The organism is Pandoraea capi, assembly GCF_902459735.1.
Lineage (GTDB): Bacteria > Pseudomonadota > Gammaproteobacteria > Burkholderiales > Burkholderiaceae > Pandoraea > Pandoraea capi.
Genome location: NZ_CABPRV010000006.1, coordinates 278,510 through 300,331 on the forward strand (window position 1 = coordinate 278,510; position 21,822 = coordinate 300,331).

The following is a 21,822-nucleotide window of genomic DNA, read 5'->3' on the forward strand; positions in this document are numbered from 1 at the left end:
GAGCGCGGCGGGACATTCCCAGAGCCGGGGTATGTGATGCCCCGGTTCTGGAGAGCGATGATCCGGCGGCTTATGCCGGCGACATCACCAGCGGGGCGATCGCACCCGCGTGTTCGACGACGGCATCCGCGTGCCACTGGGCAGGCGCGAGCGAGTCGCCGCAATAACCGTAGGCCGCAGCCACCGTGGCCATGCCTGCGGCGTTGCCCGCCTGCACGTCGCGAAGGTCGTCGCCGACATACACGATGTTTGCGGGCGCAATGCCGATGCATTCGGCGGCATAGAGCAGAGGCGCAGGGTGCGGCTTGCTGTGCGGCGTGGTGTCGCCGGAAACCACGCAAGCGGCACCGTTGCAGAGGCCAAGCAGCTTCACGAGCGGATTGGTCAGGCGTGCTGCCTTGTTGGTCACGATGCCCCAGGGCATGCCGCGTTCGGTCAACGCCGCGAGCAACGCCGGGATGCCGTCGAACAAATGGCTATGGACGCACAACGCGGCTTCGTAATTGGCGAGGAATGCGTCTCTCAATGCGGGAAAGGCGGCATCGTCCGGCGTGACGCCAAAGGCACTGCCAATCAAGCCACGGGCACCGTGCGACGCCTGCAAGCGCAGGGTTTCGTACGGCCCCGGCGGCAAGCAGCGATCGGTACGCACCTTGTTGACCGCAGCAACCAGATCGGGCGCGGTGTCGGCGAGCGTGCCGTCGAGGTCGAACAGGACAGCACGAATGTCGCCATGCAGCGGCGTCGACGCGGTGCTGTCGGGAGACGATGGGGAGACTCGAACGGGGGGCTCGAACATATCAGGCATCGCGTGTGCACGCGATCATGTAGTTGACGTCGGTGTCGCGATTGATCGAGTAACGCTTGCTGATCGGATTGTAAGTCAGCCCGCGCAGGTCACGTACCGCCAGACCACTTGCCCGAGCGAACGACGCCAGTTCCGAGGGGCGAATGAACTTCGCGTAATCGTGCGTACCGCGCGGCAGCATACGCAGCACGTACTCCGCACCGACCACGGCCAGTAACCAGGCTTTTGGATTGCGGTTCAGCGTGGAGAAGAACACATGACCGCCCGGCTTCACGAGCGTGGCGCAGGCGGCCACGATCGATGCCGGGGACGGCACGTGCTCGAGCATCTCCATGCAGGTGACGACGTCGTACGTGCCGGCCTCACGTGCGGCAAGCGCTTCGGCAGCGATTTCTTCGTATTCGATGTTCAGTCCGGCTTCGAGACTGTGCAGATCGGCCACGCCGAGGGCTTTCTTCGACAGATCGATGCCTTTCACGCGAGCGCCCTGGCGTGCCATCGATTCCGACAGAATGCCGCCGCCACAGCCAATGTCCAGCACGCGCTTGCCTTGCAGCGGCACATGCTGTTCGATCCAGTCGAGGCGCAACGGATTGATCTCGTGCAGCGGCTTGAATTCGCTGTGCGGATCCCACCAGCGGTGGGCCAGTTCACTGAATTTATTGAGTTCTTGCGGATCGGCGTTCATCACTTGCTCATGGACATTGACGGCTTGGCGCAGGGGGCTTGCAACATGGCTGCGCGTGCCCTGTGTACCGGGTGGTCGGCGGGCGCCGTCGAGATGGGGCAAGTATAACGAAGTGAGTGCGCCCATGTCCAAAGCGTGAGGCGTGGCGGGGTGCTTGTGTCGGCGTGCGAGGCATTCGGGCCGTCAGGTAGGGGCCGGGGCTGAGGTGCAACGAGCATGACGGGACGGGCGGCGAGAGTGTGCTGGCGTCGTCACCCGCACGTCGTCCATGCGTGACGCCGAGGGGATGCCTACGCGACAGGTGCGTCGCATCCCCGGGCGTGCGGTGCCATAGCCGCCGATAGGCGATCAGGCAGCCGCCGGCAAATTCGCCAGCACGGCGTGTGGGTCGTGATATGCGAGACCCAGCGCCTCGGCCACACCGCGATTCGTCACCATGCCGTGCGCGACGTTCAGGCCGGCAAGCAGGTGCGAGTCTGCGCGCATTGCAGCCACGGCGCCGTGATCGGCGAGTTGGAGAATGAACGGCAGCGTCACGTTGTTCAATGCGAAGGTCGAGGTGCGGGGCACGCCCCCCGGCATGTTGGCCACGCAGTAATGGACGACGCCGTCGACGACGTACACCGGATCGGCATGCGTCGTTGGGTGCGACGTTTCGCAGCATCCGCCCTGATCGATGGCCACGTCGACGATCACCGATCCCTTGCGCATGAGGCCGAGCATCGCCCGCGTGATGAGTTTCGGGGCTGCCGCGCCGGGGATCAGTACGCCGCCGATGACCAGGTCGGCTTCCCTTAAATGCGTTTCGATGGCGTGCTGCGTCGAATAAACGGTCTGCACACGTCCGCCGAACTGTGCGCTGATGCGACGCAGGGCATCGACCGACTTGTCGATGACCGTCACCTGTGCACCGATGCCGACAGCCACGGTGGCAGCGTTAGTGCCAACGACACCACCGCCCAGAATCACGACCTTTCCTGCTTCCACGCCGGGCACGCCGGAGAGCAGCAAGCCCAGCCCGCCATGCGTTTTCTCCAACGCCGTGGCGCCGGCCTGAATCGACATACGGCCAGCCACTTCGGACATGGGCGCGAGGAGCGGCAGGCCGCCATTCGCGGACGTCACGGTTTCGTACGCGATGCACGTGGCGCCGCTCTTGATCAGATCTCGTGTCTGATCGGCGTCTGGTGCCAGATGAAGGTAAGTGAACAGGGTGTGATGAGGCCGCAGTCTGGCGCGCTCGACCGCTTGAGGTTCCTTGACCTTGACGATCAGCTCGGCTCGATCGAAGACGTCGACGGCATTCGCCGCAATGCGTGCACCGGCTGCCGCGTAGATCGTATCGTCCATGCCGATGCCTTCCCCGGCTTGCGTCTCGATCCACACCTCGTGCCCGCGTGCGACCACTTCGCGTACGGCTGCGGGCGTCATGCCTACGCGATACTCGTGGTTCTTGATCTCCTTGGGTACACCGATCTTCATGATGCGTCTCCTTTGTTGTGATGGCACGGCAAACAGCGATGACGACAATGGGTAAAGCACAAACAAAAACGGCACCCGAAGGTGCCGTTTCGAAGATCAGGCGAAGGCCGGTTCGGCCTGTGCGTGAGGCGCGCCGCTGTAGCGCGCCACAGACAGGTCGTCGGCCAGAATGGCAGGACGGCGTCCGGACATCAGGTCGGCCAGTAATTGCCCGGACCCGCAAGACATCGTCCAGCCCAGCGTGCCATGCCCCGTATTCAGGAACAGATTGCGCAGGGCGGTGGCGCCAACGATCGGCGTACCGTCCGGCGTCATCGGACGCAGACCGGTCCAGAACGATGCTTCAGCCGTGTTGCCGGCGCCCGGATACAGATCGTTGACCACCATTTCCAGCGTCGCGCGCCGCGCCGGATTGAGCGCCTTGTTGTAACCGACCACTTCGGCCATCCCGCCAACCCGGATGCGGTCCTCGAATCGCGTCACGGCAATCTTGTAAGTCTCATCGAGAATCGTCGATACCGGCGCGCGCGATTCGTCGACGATCGGCACCGTGATCGAATAGCCCTTGAGCGGATACACCGGAATGTCGACGATGCCGCGCAGGAACGGCGTGGAGTAAGAGCCGAGTGCGACAACGTAAGCGTCCGCACGTTGCAGCGTACCCGCGCAAACAACGCCCTCGATCTTGTCGCCCGCGACTTGAAGGCCTTCGATCGGCATGTCGTAGCGGAATTTCACACCGAGTGCCTCGGCTATTGCGGCCAGGCGGGTCGTGAACATCTGGCAGTCACCTGTTTCGTCGTTCGGCAGACGCAGGCCGCCGGTCAGCTTATGCGAGACGGCGGCCAGCGCGGGCTCCGCACTGGCGAGCGCCTTGCTGTCCAGCAGTTCGAACGGCACGCCGGCTTCCTCGAGCACGGCGATGTCGCGAGCGGCGTTCGCCAATTGCTCTTCCGTGCGGAACAGTTGCAACGTGCCCGCTTGACGGCCTTCGTATGCGATGCCCGTTTCTGCACGCAGCTCACGGAAGCAGTCGCGGCTGTATTCCGCGATCCGCACCATGCGTTCTTTATTGACGGCGTAACGCTCGGGCGTGCAGTTGCGCAGCATCTGGTAAAGCCATTTGAGCTGCGTCAGTGTGCCATCCGGGCGGATCGCGAGCGGGGCGTGCTTCTGGAACAACCACTTGATGGCCTTCGTAGGAATCCCCGGTGCCGCCCACGGCGACGCGTATCCAGGCGAAATCTGGCCGGCGTTGCCGAAGCTGGTTTCGAGCGCCGGGCCAGCCTGACGATCGAGCACCGTGACGTCATGCCCGGCCTTTGCCAGGTAGTAGGCGCTGGTAACGCCGATGACGCCGCTGCCGAGAACGATGACCTTCATTGCGTTGACTCCTGTAAAACCATAGTTATGCAGTAATAATTCGCATGCTATTCTCGGAATCGTAGGTTTAGTTAATGTATATGGGCTGAATTCAGGAATAAATCATGAGAGTGCAGCAGCAATCGGTCCGGACGCTGGATCGGCTTGACCGGCGCATCCTGACGTTGCTCCAGCAGGACGGACGGATGTCGATGAAAGACCTGTCAGAGCAGGTCGGCCTGTCGATTACGCCGTGTATCGAACGCGTGAAGCGCATGGAGCGCGACGGCGTGATCATGGGCTACTTCGCCCGGGTGAATCCGGCAGCCCTGGGGGCGGCGTTGCTGGTGTTCGTCGAGATCACGCTGGATCACAAGTCCGGCAACATGTTCGATCAGTTCCGTCGGGAGGTGCTGCGAATTCCCGAAGTCATGGAGTGTCATCTGATTTCCGGTGACTTCGACTACCTCATCAAGGCGCGAATCCGGGAAATGTCCGAGTACCGCAAATTGCTCGGCGATATCCTGCTGCAACTGCCGGGTGCCGTGCAGTCGAAAAGCTATGTCGTGATGGAGGAAATCAAGGAAACGCTCACGGTCCACGTCGAGGAGTGAGCGGCCGGCGGACGTCCGCCCTGTGGCGTTGTCGCGGCAAGTCTTGCAGGGCGGCAGGGGGGGGGCTGACTACCCGACAAGCGTTGTACGGGTACGTTATTCGGCGACTCAGAAAAGCGGCATTTGCGGGTCGACCTTTCCCGTAGGCTCCGCGGCTGGAGTGCTGACTCGTTGTGGCATACGTTGTTTTGCAGGACTTCCTTGCTCGGATGGATCCGGCGCGGGCACGCAAAACTGGTCGTTCCTTAGCGGTGGTCTTGCCTGATTGAGCCCCAACTTACGGGCAGCCAGATGAAATCGCTGCCGAATCAGCTCAGCATGCAATCCAGTGCCACGCATGCGGGTGCCAAATTCCGAACTGTTATGTTTCCCGTCACGAACCTGCTCGATCAGGCTCATCACATGACGTGCCCGCATCGGGTAATTCGCTTCCAGCCATTCGACGAAAACGTCGTGAACCTCTCTCGGTAATCTCAGCATCACGTAGGCGGCGTAGGTTGCACCGGCCTCGGCGGCTGTCGTCAGCACCCGCTCGATATCGAAATCGGTGAGCGCGGGCACGATCGGCGCCACGATAACGCCCGTGGGAATACCGGCATCCGTCAGCTTGCGTATGGCTTCAATGCGTTTGGGTGGCGTATTCGCGCGTGGCTCCATCTTGCGGGCGATTTCCGCATCGAGCGTTCCTACTGAGATAAACACCCTCGCCAGTCCGCGCTGCGCCATGCGCGAGAGGATGTCGATGTCTCGCGTGACGAGGGCCGATTTGGTCGTGATGCCCACCGGATGGCCGAAGCGCTCCAGGACCTCAAGCACGCTGCGTGTGATGCCGTATTCCCGCTCGATCGGCTGGTAGGGATCGGTGTTTGCGCCCAGTGCGAGCAGGGAGGGCTGATAGCCACGCTTGCGTAGCTCGGCGTCCAGGCGTTCTGCGGCATTGTGCTTGGCGTAGAGCCGGGTTTCGAAGTCGAGGCCGGGAGAGAGGCCCAAATAGGCATGCGTCGGACGCGCGAAGCAATAGGTGCATCCGTGCTCGCATCCGCGGTAGGGGTTGATCGAGCGATCGAACGGGATATCCGCGGAAGTATTGCGGGAGATGATCGTTCGCGCGTTCTCCAGCGCGACCTGCGTGACGAACTTGACCTCGCATTCTTGGGCAGCGTCCGATTCATGGCGGGTCTCGTCGCTTTCTCTCCGGTATTCGGAGAAGCGGGATTCGAGGTTGGCGATAGCGCCCCGGCCCTTACGGGATGGGGGCGGCACGAACGAGGATGCCATGACGCGTCTCCTGAATAACGCCCCCTGAAAGAAACGCCGGGCAGGCGCAGGGAGTTGTTGTCATTATACTGTGTTTTTATACAGTATTTCGACCAAGGAGAGCGGCAGTGAGATACGTATTTGACGAACTTGCCAGTTTGTCCGTCAGCGTAGCGGCAATGTGCTGGGCGGGCTGGACGTCGTGGTTGACGTCATGCGTCGCGCGGGGGCATGACCGGCGGCACGTACGGGGCGATCGTCCGGGCGATGGTATCGAGCGCCGCTATGTCGATGTTCGGGCGCTGGCGGGCCAGGTGAATGGCGCGAAGCGTCAGCAAGGAATAGAGCGTCGCATGGTTGCCGCCCATGGCCGCCAGGGCCTCGGTGTGGCGTTGGACAATGCCGACGTCGCCGCGCGATACGGGGCCGGCAAGCGCGCCGGAAAGCCCGCGCTCGCGAGCTGCTTCGAGTGTGCCCATGACGAGCGGCCAGATGGCGTCGCGCGCGTCGGTCTCGCTCATGCCAATGGCCTTCCAGAGGTGCGTTGCCTCGTCGAGCAGGCAAAGCAGGAAACTGGCCGCGTAGTTGGCGCCCGCGTGATAACGCATGCGTTCGCCCGGCGCAATGGACAGCGCGCGGCATCCGATATCGCTGGCGAAACGCTGAAGGACTTCGTTCAGCGGCGCTTCGGCTTCAATGGTGATGGCGCTGCCCCGCATGCGGGTCGCGTCATCGTCCAGTCCTGCGAAAAGAAAAAGCGGATGAAACCCGCCGATATGCCCGCCGCTTTTCGTCGACGGATCCAGCAACCCGACTTCGGATGCGCCACTGCAATGGACAAGCGCTTGTCCGGCACGCGGCGCGAGATGCGTCGCGCAGTCGGCGATGGCGTCGTCCGGCACCGTGAGAAACACCAGACCCGCGTGCGAGAAAACGGCATTCATGCCGTCGGGCTGATCAATGGACAGTGCGCTGCATTTCGGCAATGCCGTCGCGATGTGTTGCGCTTTGGCGATATTCCGGCTTGCCACGACCGTTACGTGGTATCCGGCGCGAGATGCGGCGATCGCCAGCGCGCGCGCCACACGACCGGCGCCGACAAAACCGAGCGTTGGCAAGACGTTGGAGGATATGGCGTTGGGCATCGCGATCCGGGGTTACTGCGACAGGCGATTCGGCGTGTCGTGAATTTCGAAGTAAGTCTGGAACGCCACGGCGAAGCCGACCATCATCAGCATGGCGCCGACAAACAGCGACAGGCTGACGATGATGACGGCAATCCAGCCCGAACGGGACTGGGTTGCGGCACGAGGGTTGAATTGCGCGTTCCAGCGCTCGTCCGGACGCAAGCCATAAACGATGGCGGCGAGAAAGGCCGAAAACAGCGAGATGGCGCCAAGAATCGTCAGTACCCATCCCGCGAGCGAATGCAGTTCGCTGGTGACCAGAAGTCCCCAACCCGCCAGGCCGCAGGCCGAGCCCACGATATGGGCCCAGCCGAAGCGATCGCGAACACCATAAAGATAGAAGCGATGCAGGCCAAGCGTGCCGAACAGCATGGCAAGGCCGGCGGTCAGGGTTTTGGATTTATAGGCGACTGCGTTCATTGGGAATGGTTATCGGGCAGGCGTTTCGCGAATGACTTCGACCAGCGTCCAACGCATGCTCGAAGCATCGGCGGGCGGATTGGCGACAGGCTCGCCATGAATTTTCACGCGGTATTCTACGCCCGGCTTCCACTCGAAGCCATCGATGTGGGCGTACCAAAGCTCCCACTGCGATTTGCCCGAATCGTCGGCAGTCCGCACGCGCAGGCACTTGCGCGGCGCGACGCCTACACAATCGGCCATCTGCGAGTCGACATCGAGGATGCGGTCTTCCGTCTTCACTGCTCCTGCGTTAGCCACGGGGCGATTGAGCAGTGTCTGCGATGCGTAGGTCAGCGTTTCGCCATTCGACGTACTCAGCGTCAGTTGTGTGTCGCGGCGCTCGAAGCGGGTGACGCTCGCGAGCGTCTTCAAATAGCGGGATTCGAAGGCCATCGAATCCGGGCACGCCATTCGCGTCGCTGCGGGGGCTTGAAGGCTGACCTGACCCTTGCCCGGCCCGATCGTGTATTGACCGAAAATGCGATTGCAGCCGCCGGTGCCGGAAAACGCTCCCTTATCGTTGAACGTCAGGTTGATTGCGCGGCCTTCCGGCAGACTCGGGGCGTCGCTTGCACCTTCCCATTTCACCAATTGCCACGTGCCCAGAATGTCGGTTGGGGCGGTCGCAGCCGCTGTGTTGTCGGCGCCCGAAGACGGATTGGCGCCACCGCCCGACGGTGCGGCGCAGCCGGCCAGCAGAGCCGCCGGAACGATAAGTGTCGCCAGGTAAGTAGCGAGCGAGGAGGGTAGGAACGAGAGTAGGCGTTGAGTCATGATCGTTATGTGGTGGTAGTTGCGGAGAGGGCAGGGACGGCGGAATGTCGCGTTGAACAGGGGATGGTGTGTTCTAACGGTGCCGTGAGTACCATGAGTTGTTGACCTAGCGCACAAAGGGTCAGTTCCTTGCGTAGGGTTGGGGATGTTTCCCAATCGAGGTCGGCCGCCCCATGTGGCATGAGGTTTCGGCGCGAGAGCGTGCGCAGCGAGATCATGGCTTTCGATATGTGATGCGATAGATCGCACCCGCGTGGTCGTCGCTGATGAGCAGAGAGCCATCGGGCAACGTCAGCAGGTCGACGGGGCGTCCCCAGACGGTCTCGCCATCGTCCAGCCAGCCCTGTGCAAAGACCTCCTGCTTTGCAACGTTACCCTTCGCATCGAGAACGACGCGTACGACTCGGTAACCCACTTTGCTGCTGCGATTCCAGGAGCCGTGCTCGGCGATGAAGATATTGCCGCGATACTCCTCCGGGAATTGTTTACCTATATAGAAGCGCATGCCGAGCGCTGCGACATGTGCGCCGAGTTTCGCTCTTGGCGGCGTGAAGCTGCGGCAGGGCTTTTCGCGCCCGAAGTCGGGGTCCGACACGTTGCCCGCATGGCAGTAAGGGAATCCGAAATGCTCGCCGACGCTGGAAAGTCGGTTCAGTTCATCGTCGGGCACATCGTCGCCGAGGAGGTCGCGGCCGTTGTCGGTGAACCAGAGGGCATTGGTGCCCGGCTGCCAGTCGAATCCGACCGAGTTGCGCACGCCGCGCGCGATGACGCGCCAATCGGTGCCGTCTGGCTTCATGCTGCCGATCATGGCGTAGCGATTTTCATCTCGCTTGCAGACGTTGCACGGTGCGCCGACGCCGACATAGAGGCGTTGGTCGGGGCCAAAGGCAATGTATCGCCATCCGTGGTGGGTTTCAGTCGGCAGCTTGTCGTAGATCGTGACCGGCTTGCCCGGGCTGTCCAGCCGGTTCTCGATATCATCCAGTTTGAGGATGCGTGAGACGGCAGAGATATAGAGTGTGCCGTTACGCATGGCCACGCCTACCGGCATGTTCAGTCCCGATGCGATCGTGCGGACTTTGGCGGCGTACGCGCGAGATGGATCCAGCGTAATGGCGTAGACGTTGCCTTGGCCACGGCTTCCCACGAACAGGGTGCCCTTCGGGCCCAGCACCATACCGCGTGCGCCGGACACCTGATCCGAGAGAACTTCGACGTAAAAGCCGGGTGGCAGCGACAGGCGTTCAATCGGAAGCGCGTCGCGCGCTGCTGCGAATTGGGCAACGAAGAACAATATCGCGCCCAAGAGGAACAGCCATCCATCGGGAAATCGTCGCATGCAGGACTCGCTTCACGCAAAGGATGCGTGCATTGTAGACCAGTGCTCACCGGGGCGCGGCGCCGCCGCACAAGCCGCCCAATTCGGGCGCCGCTCGACGGCACACATCTGCATTTGGCGAAGTGTTTGTTTTGACGAGGGTTTTGCGCTATAATCACGCGTTTTCTGTCCGAACACTTCTGGATTCACAAGGATTTAATATGGTCGTTATCCGCCTGGCTCGCGGCGGCGCGAAGAAGCGCCCGTTCTACAACATCGTTGCAACCGACTCGCGTAACCGCCGCGATGGCCGCTTCATCGAGCGTATTGGCTTCTACAACCCGGTCGCTGCCGAAGGCACGGAAGGTCTGCGCATTGCTCAAGACCGTCTGACGTACTGGCAAGGCGTTGGCGCACAACTGTCGCCGACCGTGGCTCGTCTGATCAAGCAAGGCGCCAAGGCTGCTGCCTAAGCTTTCAGATAGTCGAGCTGTACGCATTGCTGTCGGTTTGCCGGCGGCATGAGAATTGAACGGCGATGCCTGCTCCGGAGCAATCTAGAGCGGGCATCGCCGTGTGTTCGTCACAAGGTTGGATTGCATGGTTCGTTCCGCACGTGAGCGGGTACCGCTGAAGATCGGTGCTGAAGCGCGTCGCGCCTCAGGCATGCGCGCAGAGCAGGTGCTTGCCCCGGTGACCGAAGTCCCCGACGATCTCGTCGAGCTGGGATACATCGGTGATGCCTACGGGATTCGTGGCTGGATCAAGGTGCAGCCGCACACGGGGAAAGGCGAAAGTCTCTTGTCCGCAGAGTGCTGGTATTTCCGTCGCCCTGGTGCGCCGGAGTACACCAAAGCCAATGTGCTTTATAGTCGCGCGCATTCGGGAGCCGTAGTCGCGCAATTGCGCGGCAGCGAAAACCGGACGGCGGCCGAGGCGCTCAAAGGGCTTCAGGTCTGGGTGCCGCGTAGCGCGTTCCCGACCGCGGGTGAAGATGAGTTCTACTGGGTCGATCTGATCGGTGCCCAGGTGACGAACTTGCAGGATGAGTTGCTTGGCAAGGTTGTCGGTCTGCTGGACAACGGCGTGCACACCGTGTTGCGTGTGGCGTACGACGTGCCGGCAGTCGATGGCAAGCCGGCGAAGACCGCTGAGCGGTTGATCCCCTTCGTTGGCCAATATGTCCAGACCGTCGATGTCGAGGCGGGGCATATCGTGGCTGACTGGGGTCTCGATTATTGAGATACCGATTGATCGCCCGGCCGTTATGGCGTCCGGGCACCTCTGGACGGAACCGGTCTGATGCAGTTTGACGTCGTCACGCTCTTTCCTGAGATGTTTCGGGCACTGACCGACTGGGGCGTCACCAGCCGGGCGCTCAAGCAGTCGCGCTACGGTCTGCGGTTTTGGAATCCGCGTGATTTCACGCATAACAATTACCGCACGATCGATGATCGTCCTTATGGCGGTGGTCCGGGCATGGTCATGCTCGCCAAGCCGCTTGATGATGCGATTGCCGCTGCGAAGGCTGCTCAGGCGGAAGTCGGTGTGCCGCGCGGTCGGGTGTTGTTGATGTCGCCGCAAGGCAAGCCGCTGACGCATCGTCGGGTTGTCGAATTGCGGGAGCAAGAGCAGGGGTTGATCCTGCTCTGCGGTCGTTACGAGGCCATCGATCAGCGTTTGATCGATCGCGTGGTGGACGAAGAGGTCAGCGTTGGCGATTTCGTGCTGTCGGGTGGGGAGTTGCCTGCCATGGCGCTGATGGATTCGCTGATCCGGCTGTTGCCGGGGGCGCTGAACGACGAGCAGTCGGCGGAGCAGGATAGTTTCGTCAACGGGTTGCTCGATTGTCCGCATTACACGCGACCCGAAGAGTACGAAGGCGTGCGCGTACCCGATGTCTTGTTGGGTGGGCATCACGCAGAGATTGAAAAATGGCGGCGTCGCGAGGCGTTGGCCAATACCTGGCGCAAGCGCCCCGATCTGATCGAAAGCGCGCGTGCCAACGGATTGCTCAGTCGTGCCGATGAGGCGTGGCTGGCAGGCCTGCAGGTCGATTCGTCGGCCAGGTAGGTTCGGATGTCGTCATGGGGACGGCATTCGGTTTGACCCCATCCTCTGTCGGGGCCGGTTCGCCGGTATATAACGCCGACACGATGGCACTAGGAGTGGTAAATGAATCTGATCGCTAAGATCGAGCAAGAAGAAATCGCGCGTCTGACCGCGAACAAGACGATCCCCGACTTCGCCCCGGGCGATACCGTGATCGTCAACGTGAACGTGGTTGAAGGTAACCGCAAGCGCGTTCAGGCATACGAAGGCGTGGTGATCGCCAAGCGTAACCGTGGCCTGAACTCCGGCTTCATCGTTCGCAAGATTTCGTCGGGTGAAGGCGTTGAGCGTACGTTCCAGACGTACTCGCCGCTGATCGCCAGCATCGAAGTCAAGCGTCGTGGTGACGTTCGTCGCGCCAAGCTGTACTACCTGCGCGAGCGTTCGGGCAAGTCGGCACGTATCAAGGAAAAGCTCACGTTCAAGAGCAAGACCGTCGCTGCCGAGTAAGTGGGACGCCGCTATGCCCGACGACCTCGTGGTCGGGCACAGCAAAAGCCGCGTGGAAAAAGCACCCTTCGGGGTGCTTTTTTCGTTTCGCCGCGTCGCATTTATGCGGTTGTGGCAGTGCGTCATAACGCAGGTATGCCGCGAATAGCCGTGTGAATCGTATTTTCTTTGCGGTCACGCGTTTTCAGCATCCTCGCTAAAATAGCGAAGTTAATCATCAACAAAGGTCTACGTGGCGCCACCTCTCATCCTGCATCCGGAAGCGTTACCCATCGTCTCGACGGGCGAGGGCGAGCCAGCGGTGCCGGCGGAGCGGTTGACCCCTTCGGCGTTGCGGGACCGTCTCGCCCGTCCCCCGATCTGGACTCCCGAGTCCGGTGTCGTCGAAGTTGTGTCCCCCACGTTGTTCACGCCGCGCGCCGCTGCGGTCCTGGTGCCGTTGGTCATGCGCCCGCACGGAACGACCGTGTTGCTTACGAAGCGGACGCAGCACCTGAGCACGCATGCCGGCCAGGTGAGTTTCCCGGGCGGAAGCCGAGAGCCGGACGATCCCACGCCTATCGCGACCGCATTGCGTGAATCGCACGAGGAAATCGGCCTGGATGCCGGTGCGGTGGAGGTGATCGGAAGCTTGCCCGACTATGTGACGGGCACGGGTTTTCGCGTTGCGCCGGTCGTAGGGCTGGTCACGCCGCCGTTCGATCTCGTGGCGGATACCGGGGAAGTGGATGAAATCTTCGAGGTCCCGCTGGATTTTCTGATGAATCCCGCGCATCACCAGATTCGCGTCTTCAACTATCAGGTCGGTGAGCGCAGGTTCTACGCCATGCCTTATCCGAAGGCCGCTGGCGGCGAGTATTTCATCTGGGGCGCGACGGCGGGCATGCTGCGGAATTTCTACCGTCTCCTGCGGGCCTGACGCGAAACGCGATTCCGAGGTGCGAGAGGTCCGCTGAAAACGGGATATGCGTGCGTCGCCAAGGCGCATGGGGCGGGCATTTACGAGAAGCTGTGCTATCGTTACACCATTCCGTCTGGTGATCTGATCGCACGCATGACATTCTTCTCGGTACTCCTCGCGCTGATCCTCGAGCAGGTGCGTGCCCTCTCCACGCAAAATCCGATTTACAACCTGATTCGTTCCCACGCGGCTCACACTTCGCAATCGTTCGACGCCGGTCAACCGCGTCACGGCGTGCTCGCCTGGCTGGTCGTCGTGGTGCCGTTCGTGCTGGTTGTCGGCGTGGTGTACTACCTGCTGATGCGGGTCAATATTTTCCTGGGGTTTGCCTGGAACGTCCTCATCGTCTACCTGACGATGGGGTTTCGGCAATTCAGCCACTATTTCACCGACATCCACGTTGCGCTGAATAACGACAACGTGAATGAGGCCCGTGAAATCCTGCGCCAATGGATCGGTATCGATACCGTGGATATGCCGGTGGACGAGATTGTGCGGCACACGCTTTTGCATGCCGTGATTGCGTCGCACCGTCACGTGTTCGGCGTGTTCTTCTGGTTCCTGATGCCCGTGGGGCCGGCCGGCGCCGTCCTATACCGCCTCGCCGAGTATCTTTCGCGTCGCTGGACCGAGCCTGCGCCTGATCGCAGCCCGGCATTCGGTGCGTTCGCGCGCAAGGCCTTCTACGTGATCGATTGGGTGCCTGCGCGTCTGACGGCGATTGGCTTTGCAATCGTCGGCAACTTTGAAGATGCGATCTACGCATGGCGCCATTACGCCAAGCAGTGGCCTAACGAAAACGAAGGGATCTTGCTCGCCGCAGGTAGTGGTGCACTTGGGGCGCGTCTCACGGGGCCACTGGCGGAAGTGTCGAGTGTCGACGCACTGAATCAGGGAGATGACGCCGTGCTGCCGGTCGGTGGCGAGTGTACGCCGCGTACGTTGCAGGCCGCCGTGGGGCTGGTGTGGCGAGCCGTTCTGCTGTGGATGTTGCTATTGCTTCTGCTCACGTTGGCCGTCTGGCTTGGCTGACGCCTGGTAATACGACACCACCAATGAGAAACCCCGCAAATGCGGGGTTTCTTGTTTTTCGGGAAGGCTTACGTCCGCAATCAATACGGAATCTGTTGCTCGGATTCGTGGACGAGTTGCGCGTACAGGGCGTGGCGTTGCTGCGAGACGCGTCCGTCGGCTACGGCCTCCAGAATCGCGCAACCCGGCTCTTTCAGGTGATGGCAGTTATAGAACCGGCATCCCGTGAGTAGCGGACGAAACTCGGGAAATGCACGCTCCAGTGCGCCTTCCTTGAGGTGATGCAGCCCAAACTCCTGGAACCCTGGAGAGTCGATGAGCAAACCGCCTTCCGGCAGATGAAAGATGCGCGTGAACGTCGTCGTGTGCTTGCCTGAGTTCAGTACGGTCGAAATTTCACGTGTGGCGGCATCGGCGTTAGGTACGACCAGATTCACCAGGCTCGATTTCCCCATGCCGGATTGCCCCAGTAGCAACGACGCCTGATGCGCCAGACGTGGCAGCAACTGCGCCTTCGCCGCCTCCGGATCTGCGCGCACCGACAGTTCGAGGACTTCGTAGCCCAATGCACGATACGGTGCCAGACGCTCACGTGCCGCCGGTAACGCCTGCGTCACGTCGGTCTTGTTGAGCACAATCAGCGGGCGCAACTCGTTGGCTTCCGCAGCGACGAGTGCGCGGCCGAGCAAATCCTCGCTAAAGTACGGCTCCGTCGCCAGCATGATCACCAGTTGATCGATGTTGGACGCAAAAAGTTTGCTCTTGAACTGGTCGGAGCGATAGAGGAGATTGCGGCGCGGCAGAATTTCTTCGATGACACCCTGATCCCCCGTACGTGCCCACGCGACTTCGTCACCGACGGCGATTTCGCTTTTCTTGCCACGCGGGAAACAAAGCACCGTCTCACCGTCGTCGGCTTCGACGACGTAATGACGCCCGTGGGCCGCTGCTACGCGACCATGACGTTGTTCCTGTGCTGTCGTCTCCGTGAGCGATGCCTTACCTTTGGCGCCGCGCTTCATGCGTGCCCCAACAAGCGGTCGATGCGTTGCGACGCGGGAGGGTGGGAGTAATAGAACGCGGTGTAGACCGGGTCGGGCGTCAACGTCGACGCATTGTCCTGGTACAGCTTCACCAGCGCATTCACCAGATCGCTGGCTTGCGTCTGGCTGGCGGCAAAGGCGTCGGCCTCGAATTCATGTTTGCGCGACGTGAGGCTACTCAGCGGGCTGGCAAAAAATCCAAACACGGGCAGCACGAGGAAGAAGAGTACGAGTGCCAGCGCGTTGTTGCTGCCTGTCATCGACGGCATGACACCGAGTTCCGTGTAAAACCAGGTCCGGCCGGTGAGCCAGCCGAGCAGGGCGAGGAATGCCAGCGACAAGGCGAAGGCGACAACCAGCCGCTTGGTGATGTGGCGACGCTTGAAGTGTCCCAGCTCGTGCGCCAGCACCGCTTCAATTTCGGCAGGCGAGAGACGCTCGATCAGCGTGTCGAAGAACACGATGCGCTTGGCGCGTCCGAAGCCGCTGAAGTAGGCGTTGCCGTGGGCTGAGCGCTTCGAGCCGTCCATCACGAACAGGCCGCGTGCCGCAAATCCGCAACGTTGCATGAGTCCCTCGATGCGTTGTGCGAGCGACACATCCGAGAGTGGCTCGAATTTATTGAACATCGGGGCGATGACGTGCGGAAAAATGAACTGCACGAACAGGTTGAACGCCACCCAGACCACCCACGTGTACACCCACCAGAGCGGGCCGGCGCGGTCCATGAGCCAGAGCACGACGAACAGCAGGGGTAATCCGAGCACGACACCCACAGCAGTCCCTTTCGCCATGTCGGCAATAAAAAGGCCGAGCGACATCCGGTTGAAGCCGAACCGTTGCTCGATAACGAACTGCCGGATATAGGTGAAGGGCAGATCGACGATGCCGGAAATCAACAGGACCGCCGCGATCAGCGCAATTTGGCCGACGTAGCCTTCGCCGAGCCATTCGGAGATGCCGATATGCAGCAGGTTCAGCCCGCCAAGCAGCGTAAAGGCGACCAGCAATACGGCCTGCGCGAAGATTTCAGCCATGCCGAGGCGGGTACGTGCCACGGTGTAATCGGCGGCACGCTGATGGTCGGTCAGTGTGATCGTGTCGGCGAATCGCTCGGGCACCGTCGCCCGGTGGGCGATCACATGGCGAACCTGACGGGCGGCCAGCCAGAGCTTGGTCATGACCATCGCCAGCAGGAAGATCACGAAGAGATAAGTGAACATGCGCTTTAGAAGAATCCGAAGTATGCGAGAATTATAAGTTCTTTCGACCGGTGAGGCGCCGTGCCGGTCGCCTACCGACGCGTTTTCCAGAGTCTTCCGATCATGTCCTCCCTTCCATCCCAAAATCCCACGCCTGCCGACGCCGAAACGACGCTTGCGCGCGCCGAATTCAATTTGGTCTGGCTCGACATGGAAATGACCGGGTTGCAGCCCGATAGCGACCGGATCATCGAGGTGGCGGTCGTCGTGACCGACTCGGCCCTGACGCGCCGCATCGAAGGCCCGGTGTTCGCCATCCACCAGTCCGACGCCGTGCTCGACGGCATGGACGACTGGAACAAGTCGACGCACGGCCGCTCGGGGCTGATCGATCGCGTCAAGGCGTCGCCGGTGGACGAGGCGTCGGCGGAGGCGCAACTGATCGAATTCCTGAATCAGTACGTGCCGCCCAACAAGTCGCCGATGTGTGGCAATTCGATTTGCCAGGATCGTCGGTTCATGGCGCGTTACATGCCGAAGCTCGAAGCGTTCTTCCACTACCGGAATCTGGACGTCAGCACCCTCAAGGAGCTTTGCCGCCGCTGGGAGCCCACCGTATACAAGGGCTTCACCAAGCGCGCCGCCCACACCGCGCTCGCCGATATTCATGAGTCGATCGACGAACTGGTGTACTACCGTGAGCATTTTTTGAAGACTTCCGTGCCGGGCGCTCCGGCCTGAGAACTTCATCGGCACATAGACAAACGCCAGCGGATTCGCTGGCGTTTTGTTTTCTGGACTCAGGACAGAAATGAGGGGGAGGCCGGTCGATCAGGCGGATTTCGGTGCCCGAATCGCGCTCTTGGGGCGGAACGCCTTGCAGACCGTCTCCTCGGTTTCGATATACGGGCCACCGATCAGATCGATGCAGTAGGGAACCGCGGCAAAGATGCCCGGCACGACCGATTTGCCCTCGGCGTCGCGCAATCCTTCAAGGGTTTCCTTGATGGACTTCGGCTGGCCGGGCAGATTGATGATGAGTGCGGCATGATCCGCCGTCTCGCGAATCACGGCGACCTGACGCGAAAGGATGGCCGTGGGCACGAAGCGCAGGCTGATCTGGCGCATTTGCTCGCCGAAGCCCGGCATTTCCTTGGTGCCAGCGCGAAGCGTGGCTTCGGGCGTGACATCGCGACGGGCCGGACCGGTGCCGCCGGTCGTGAGGACCAGATCGCATTGCATCGAATCGACGAGCTCAATCAACGTCGCAGTGATGCCTTCGGCAACGTCGGGAATCAGGCGCGTTTCGGCAACCCAGGGCGACGTCAGGGCGCTGCCCAGCCAGGCTTGCAGCGCCGGAATGCCCTGATCTTCATAGGTGCCCTGACTGGCCCGGTCGCTGATCGACACCAGCCCAACGCGAAGTTCGTCCGGATGTGAGCGCGTGATCATCAGTAATCCTCGCGCGTTGGGAATTCCGGCAGATCGTTATCGGTGTCGTCCGAAGTTTCGGTCTCTGTCGAGCCGGTGCCCAGCAAATCCTTGAGTACCTGGAAGAGTTCGCGGAAAGCCTTGGGCGGCTTCTGCGTTGCCTGCTCCCGGCGGGCGTTACGAATCAGCGTGCGCAGTTGCTGAGCATCTGCCGTGGGGTGCTGGGTGACCAGCTCGGTCAGCGCCTCGTCCTTGGCCAGCAAGCGTTCGCGCCAGCGTTCCAGCGCGTGCAGCTTGGCGGTTTCTGCCTTGGAGACGCCCTTGATGACGTCCAGAGCACGTTGAATGGCCTCGATTTCCTTTTCGTCCAGCGTGCGCATTTGCTTGCCGACGTACTGCATTTGGCGGCGGCGGCCTTCATGCGCGGTGATCGTGCGGCAATCCCGGACGGCGCGTTCGAGGTTTTCGGGCATCGGCACGCGGGCGAGCGCGTCCTTGGCCAGGTTGACCAGTTCTTCGCCCAGATCCTGAAGGGCATGCGACTCGCGCTTGCGCTGGGATTTGCTCGGGCCTTCGTCGGAAAGCTCGCTGTGGGCGATACGGTTAAAGCGTTGAATGTGCGTCATAGCCGCTATTGTAACGCGGCGCGCGGCGTCCAAATAGTTGCCTGGGCTACGCACGACGGCGCGCAAGTCGCGCTAAGATGGCGGTTCCTATTCAGCCACTGACCGAATCGCGCCGATGTCCCAAGCGACCCAGCACTTCACGCATACCCAGGATCAACTCAAGGAAATCGTCAGCGACGTCTTGCAGTACGCCCGTTCGCTTGGCGCAACCGACGCCGCGGCCGAAATATCCGAGGGCGACGGTCTGTCGGTTTCGGTGCGGCGCGGTAAGGTCGAGACCATCGAGCGCAACCGCGACAAGCTGGTCGGCGTGACCGTTTTCATCGGCCAGCGTCGCGGTAACGCCAGCACGTCCGATTTCTCCCGCAAGGCGCTGCACGACACCGTCGACGCCGCCTACAACATTGCCCGTTTCACAGCAGAAGACGATTGCGCAGGACTCGCCGAGTCCGAACTGCTCGAAATGCACCCGCAGGATCTGTCGCTGTTCCATCCGTGGGACATCACGGCAGACGAAGCCGTCGAACTGGCGCGGCGCGCCGAGAAAGCGGCGCTGGATGTGAGCCCTGTCATTCGGAATTCCGAAGGTGCAGGCGTCTCGGCCCAGCATTCGCAGTTCATGCTCGGTACGACGCGTGGCTTCCTGTCGGGTTATCCGTATTCCCGCCATTACCTGTCGGTGTCGCCGATTGCCGGTTCCGGCAGCCATATGCAGCGCGACGACTGGTATTCGTCCAAGCGCGCTGCGGGCGATCTGGCCTCGCCCGAGGCGGTCGGCCGGTATGCCGCCGAACGGGCGCTGGCTCGACTGCACGCTCGCAAGCTTTCCACGCGCAAGTGTGCGGTCCTCTTCGAGGCGCCGCTTGCTGCCGGACTGCTTGGGGCGTTCGTCCAGGGCGTGAGCGGCGGAGCGTTGTACCGCAAGGCGACGTTCCTCGTCGACACGCTGGGCAAGCCCGTGTTTGCCGATCACGTGGGTATTCACGAAGACCCGCACGTGCCGCGTGCCATGGGCAGCGCGCCGTATGACGAGGAAGGCGTGAAGACGCGTGCTCGTGATGTCGTTAGCGATGGCGTGGTGCAAGGCTACTTCCTGTCGACCTATTCGGCCCGCAAGCTCGGCATGCAGACGACCGGCAACGCCGGCGGTTCGCACAACCTGCGCATGTACAGCAAGCTGACGGCGCCGACCGATGACTTCCGCGCCATGCTGCGTAAGCTCGGCACCGGGTTGCTCGTGACCGAGCTGATGGGACAGGGTGTGAACTATGTGACGGGGGATTACTCGCGCGGCGCGTCCGGTTTCTGGGTCGAGAATGGCGAAATCCAGTACCCGGTCGAAGAAATCACGCTGGCGGGCAATTTGAACGACATGTTCCGTCAGATCGTTGCGATCGGTGCGGACACGCTGGTGCGTGGTACGAAAGAGGTCGGGTCAATCCTGATTGAACAAATGACCATTGCTGGTCATTGATGCTGCAAAAGTCTGCGATGGCGCCACAAACACGTTGCGTTTGTGCGCCATTGCGGGGCAAATGCTCAATTATCGTGTCAGTCTGAAGCGGTTTGCGATATGCTTAGGAGTTTTCTTAAGCCGTGGCTTAAGAACGGACACGGTAGTTAGGGTAACGGGCGCGCTCACAAGGCGCGCCTTCTCATAACTAGAGACTAGGTATTGGAGGAAGAGGACTCATGAAAAGCACCATGACCAAGTTGCTGAGCGCACTTGTTGCCACGGGGATGGTGGCTGCGGCCCACGCAGCCGATCTGAAGATCGGTGTGGCCGAGGCGCTGTCGGGCGGCGCGGCGCAGTACGGCGCTGCCATCAAGAACGGTTTCCAGCTCGCGGCTGACGAAATCAACCAGGCCGGCGGCGTCAACGGCAACAAGCTCGTACTTCAGATCGAAGACGAGCAGGGCAAGAAGGAAGAGGCGATCAACGTTTTCAAGAAGCTGATCTTCCAGGACAAGGTGCTCATGGTGTTCGGTCCGACGCTGTCGAATTCGGCACAGGCTGCCGATCCGATCGCACAAGCCGGCAAGACGGTGGCCTTCGGTACGTCGAACACGGCTGACGGCATTACCTCCATTGGCGACTACATCTTCCGTAACTCGGTGACCGAAGCCGACGTGCTGCCGGAGACCATCAAGGTGACGGCCAAGCACACGGGCATCAAGAAGGTTGCCGTGCTGTACGGTAACGACGATGTGTTCACCAAGAGCGGTTACGACAACTTCAAGAAGGCGCTTGAAGACCTGAAGATCCCGACGACGACGACCGAAACGTTCGCCAAGGGCGATGTGGACTTCAAGGCTCAGCTCACGAAGATCAAGGCCACCAACCCGGACGCCATCGTGCTGTCGGCGCTGATCGCCGAAGGCGCACCGATCATGGTGCAGGCGCGTCAACTGGGGATCAACGTGCCGTTCATCGGCGGCAACGGCATGAACTCGGTCAAGATCTTCGATCTGGCCAAGGGCAGCTCGGACGGCCTGTGGGTGGGTAGCCCGTGGTCGATCGAGAACAACACGCCGGCCAACACGAAGTTCATCGCCGCTTACAAGGCGAAGTACAACGTGGCGCCGGACCAGTTCGCTGCGCAGTCGTATGACGCCATGTACATCGCGGCAGATGCGCTCAAGAACGTGAAGATTTCGGGCAATCTGGAAGCGGATCGCAAGGCACTGCGCGACGCGCTGCCGAAGGTCACGCATGAAGGCGCGACGGGCAAGTTCGCTTTCCGTCAGGCCATGGGCAAGAACGGCAAGCCGGCCGGCTATGACGCACAACAAGCACCGATCGTCAGTGTGACGAAGGGTGGCAAGTACGTCATCGAGAAGTAAGTAGCCCGGCAGTACTTGAAGAAGTCCGCATGGGCGTAGGGCCGAAAGGCGCTACGCCCATCGGCGTTTCTGGCGCACGTCGCCCCCCATACGACGCGCGCTCCCGTCCCTTAGGCTGGAATACACACCATGCTGGAACAGCAACTCGTCAACGCGCTCTCCCTCG

Annotated in this window: 23 protein-coding genes; 10 read left to right on the forward strand and 13 right to left on the reverse strand. The window is 61.4% G+C overall.

Annotated features, from left to right (window positions below; translation table 11 throughout):
• Positions 1–70 precede the first annotated feature (70 nt).
• The 4 genes from PCA20602_RS14850 to PCA20602_RS14865 form a co-directional block, all read right to left on the reverse strand.
• Positions 71–799 carry an HAD-IA family hydrolase gene (locus PCA20602_RS14850; protein WP_150721882.1) on the reverse strand — a complete coding sequence of 243 codons (729 nt, stop codon included), beginning with the start codon at positions 797–799 and terminating at the stop codon, positions 71–73.
• A 1-nt stretch (position 800) separates the two neighbouring features.
• Complete coding sequence (ubiG, locus tag PCA20602_RS14855) at positions 801–1,499, reverse strand: bifunctional 2-polyprenyl-6-hydroxyphenol methylase/3-demethylubiquinol 3-O-methyltransferase UbiG (RefSeq protein WP_150721883.1); 699 nt, start codon at positions 1,497–1,499, stop codon at positions 801–803.
• Positions 1,500–1,844: 345 nt separating this feature from the next.
• Positions 1,845–2,978, reverse strand: coding sequence for an alanine dehydrogenase (gene ald / locus PCA20602_RS14860; RefSeq protein ID WP_150721884.1), 1,134 nt, complete (start codon positions 2,976–2,978; stop codon positions 1,845–1,847).
• A gap of 96 nt (positions 2,979–3,074) precedes the next feature.
• Complete coding sequence (locus PCA20602_RS14865; protein WP_150721885.1) at positions 3,075–4,361, reverse strand: D-amino acid dehydrogenase; 1,287 nt, start codon at positions 4,359–4,361, stop codon at positions 3,075–3,077.
• A gap of 104 nt (positions 4,362–4,465) precedes the next feature.
• Here PCA20602_RS14865 and PCA20602_RS14870 point away from each other — a divergent pair, with 104 nt between their 5' ends.
• Positions 4,466–4,954 carry an Lrp/AsnC ligand binding domain-containing protein gene (locus PCA20602_RS14870; protein ID WP_069341766.1) on the forward strand — a complete coding sequence of 163 codons (489 nt, stop codon included), beginning with the start codon at positions 4,466–4,468 and terminating at the stop codon, positions 4,952–4,954.
• 108 nt (positions 4,955–5,062) lie between these two features.
• Here the strand turns inward: PCA20602_RS14870 and PCA20602_RS14875 are convergent, their stop codons facing one another.
• From PCA20602_RS14875 to PCA20602_RS14895, 5 genes are all read right to left on the reverse strand, one after another.
• Positions 5,063–6,232 (reverse strand): PA0069 family radical SAM protein, encoded by a 1,170-nt coding sequence (locus PCA20602_RS14875; protein ID WP_174981158.1) that lies wholly within the window; start codon positions 6,230–6,232, stop codon positions 5,063–5,065.
• 191 nt (positions 6,233–6,423) lie between these two features.
• Complete coding sequence (locus tag PCA20602_RS14880) at positions 6,424–7,356, reverse strand: Rossmann-like and DUF2520 domain-containing protein (protein WP_150721886.1); 933 nt, start codon at positions 7,354–7,356, stop codon at positions 6,424–6,426.
• Positions 7,357–7,368: 12 nt separating this feature from the next.
• Positions 7,369–7,818, reverse strand: a complete 450-nt coding sequence (locus tag PCA20602_RS14885; RefSeq protein ID WP_069341764.1) for a TM2 domain-containing protein — start codon at positions 7,816–7,818, stop codon at positions 7,369–7,371.
• A gap of 9 nt (positions 7,819–7,827) precedes the next feature.
• A complete protein-coding gene (locus PCA20602_RS14890; RefSeq protein WP_174981161.1) occupies positions 7,828–8,634 on the reverse strand; it encodes an META and DUF4377 domain-containing protein in 807 nt (268 codons plus the stop codon).
• Positions 8,635–8,848: 214 nt separating this feature from the next.
• The gene (locus tag PCA20602_RS14895) at positions 8,849–9,976 is read right to left on the reverse strand and encodes a PQQ-dependent sugar dehydrogenase (RefSeq protein WP_150721888.1); all 1,128 of its coding nucleotides are present in this window, start codon (positions 9,974–9,976) and stop codon (positions 8,849–8,851) included.
• 200 nt (positions 9,977–10,176) lie between these two features.
• On the opposite strand from PCA20602_RS14895, the gene rpsP reads away from it, so the two are divergent.
• The 6 genes from rpsP (at position 10,177) to PCA20602_RS14925 (ending at position 14,510) form a co-directional block, all read left to right on the forward strand.
• Positions 10,177–10,428: a 30S ribosomal protein S16 gene (rpsP, locus tag PCA20602_RS14900; RefSeq protein ID WP_017234865.1), complete on the forward strand. Its 252-nt coding sequence runs from the start codon at positions 10,177–10,179 to the stop codon at positions 10,426–10,428.
• Between the two features lie 127 nt (positions 10,429–10,555).
• Positions 10,556–11,197: a ribosome maturation factor RimM gene (rimM, locus tag PCA20602_RS14905; protein WP_246182168.1), complete on the forward strand. Its 642-nt coding sequence runs from the start codon at positions 10,556–10,558 to the stop codon at positions 11,195–11,197.
• A gap of 60 nt (positions 11,198–11,257) precedes the next feature.
• Positions 11,258–12,028, forward strand: a complete 771-nt coding sequence (gene trmD / locus PCA20602_RS14910; RefSeq protein WP_150721889.1) for a tRNA (guanosine(37)-N1)-methyltransferase TrmD — start codon at positions 11,258–11,260, stop codon at positions 12,026–12,028.
• Between the two features lie 102 nt (positions 12,029–12,130).
• Positions 12,131–12,517, forward strand: coding sequence for a 50S ribosomal protein L19 (gene rplS / locus PCA20602_RS14915; RefSeq protein WP_069341759.1), 387 nt, complete (start codon positions 12,131–12,133; stop codon positions 12,515–12,517).
• Between the two features lie 232 nt (positions 12,518–12,749).
• Positions 12,750–13,436 carry a CoA pyrophosphatase gene (locus PCA20602_RS14920; protein ID WP_246182169.1) on the forward strand — a complete coding sequence of 229 codons (687 nt, stop codon included), beginning with the start codon at positions 12,750–12,752 and terminating at the stop codon, positions 13,434–13,436.
• A 135-nt stretch (positions 13,437–13,571) separates the two neighbouring features.
• Positions 13,572–14,510 carry a CobD/CbiB family protein gene (locus PCA20602_RS14925; RefSeq protein WP_069341757.1) on the forward strand — a complete coding sequence of 313 codons (939 nt, stop codon included), beginning with the start codon at positions 13,572–13,574 and terminating at the stop codon, positions 14,508–14,510.
• Between the two features lie 80 nt (positions 14,511–14,590).
• On the opposite strand, the gene rsgA is transcribed toward PCA20602_RS14925, so the two are convergent.
• Entirely contained in the window at positions 14,591–15,532 is a 942-nt protein-coding gene (gene rsgA / locus PCA20602_RS14930) for a ribosome small subunit-dependent GTPase A (protein ID WP_150721890.1), read from the reverse strand.
• A complete protein-coding gene (locus PCA20602_RS14935; RefSeq protein WP_150721891.1) occupies positions 15,529–16,776 on the reverse strand; it encodes a M48 family metallopeptidase in 1,248 nt (415 codons plus the stop codon). The genes rsgA and PCA20602_RS14935 overlap by 4 nt, the downstream gene beginning before the upstream one ends.
• 102 nt (positions 16,777–16,878) lie before the next feature.
• Here PCA20602_RS14935 and orn point away from each other — a divergent pair, with 102 nt between their 5' ends.
• The gene (orn, locus tag PCA20602_RS14940; protein WP_150721892.1) at positions 16,879–17,496 is read left to right on the forward strand and encodes an oligoribonuclease; all 618 of its coding nucleotides are present in this window, start codon (positions 16,879–16,881) and stop codon (positions 17,494–17,496) included.
• A 90-nt stretch (positions 17,497–17,586) separates the two neighbouring features.
• Here the strand turns inward: orn and mog are convergent, their stop codons facing one another.
• Positions 17,587–18,207: a molybdopterin adenylyltransferase gene (mog, locus tag PCA20602_RS14945; protein WP_150721893.1), complete on the reverse strand. Its 621-nt coding sequence runs from the start codon at positions 18,205–18,207 to the stop codon at positions 17,587–17,589.
• Positions 18,207–18,812 (reverse strand): ribosome biogenesis factor YjgA, encoded by a 606-nt coding sequence (gene yjgA, locus PCA20602_RS14950; protein WP_150721914.1) that lies wholly within the window; start codon positions 18,810–18,812, stop codon positions 18,207–18,209. Before yjgA ends, mog begins: the two co-directional genes overlap by 1 nt.
• Positions 18,813–18,927: 115 nt before the next feature.
• Between yjgA and pmbA the strand changes: the two genes are divergently transcribed.
• Positions 18,928–20,286 carry a metalloprotease PmbA gene (gene pmbA, locus PCA20602_RS14955; protein ID WP_139133145.1) on the forward strand — a complete coding sequence of 453 codons (1,359 nt, stop codon included), beginning with the start codon at positions 18,928–18,930 and terminating at the stop codon, positions 20,284–20,286.
• Between the two features lie 218 nt (positions 20,287–20,504).
• Positions 20,505–21,656 carry an ABC transporter substrate-binding protein gene (locus PCA20602_RS14960; RefSeq protein WP_150721894.1) on the forward strand — a complete coding sequence of 384 codons (1,152 nt, stop codon included), beginning with the start codon at positions 20,505–20,507 and terminating at the stop codon, positions 21,654–21,656.
• Positions 21,657–21,822: the final 166 nt, after the last annotated feature.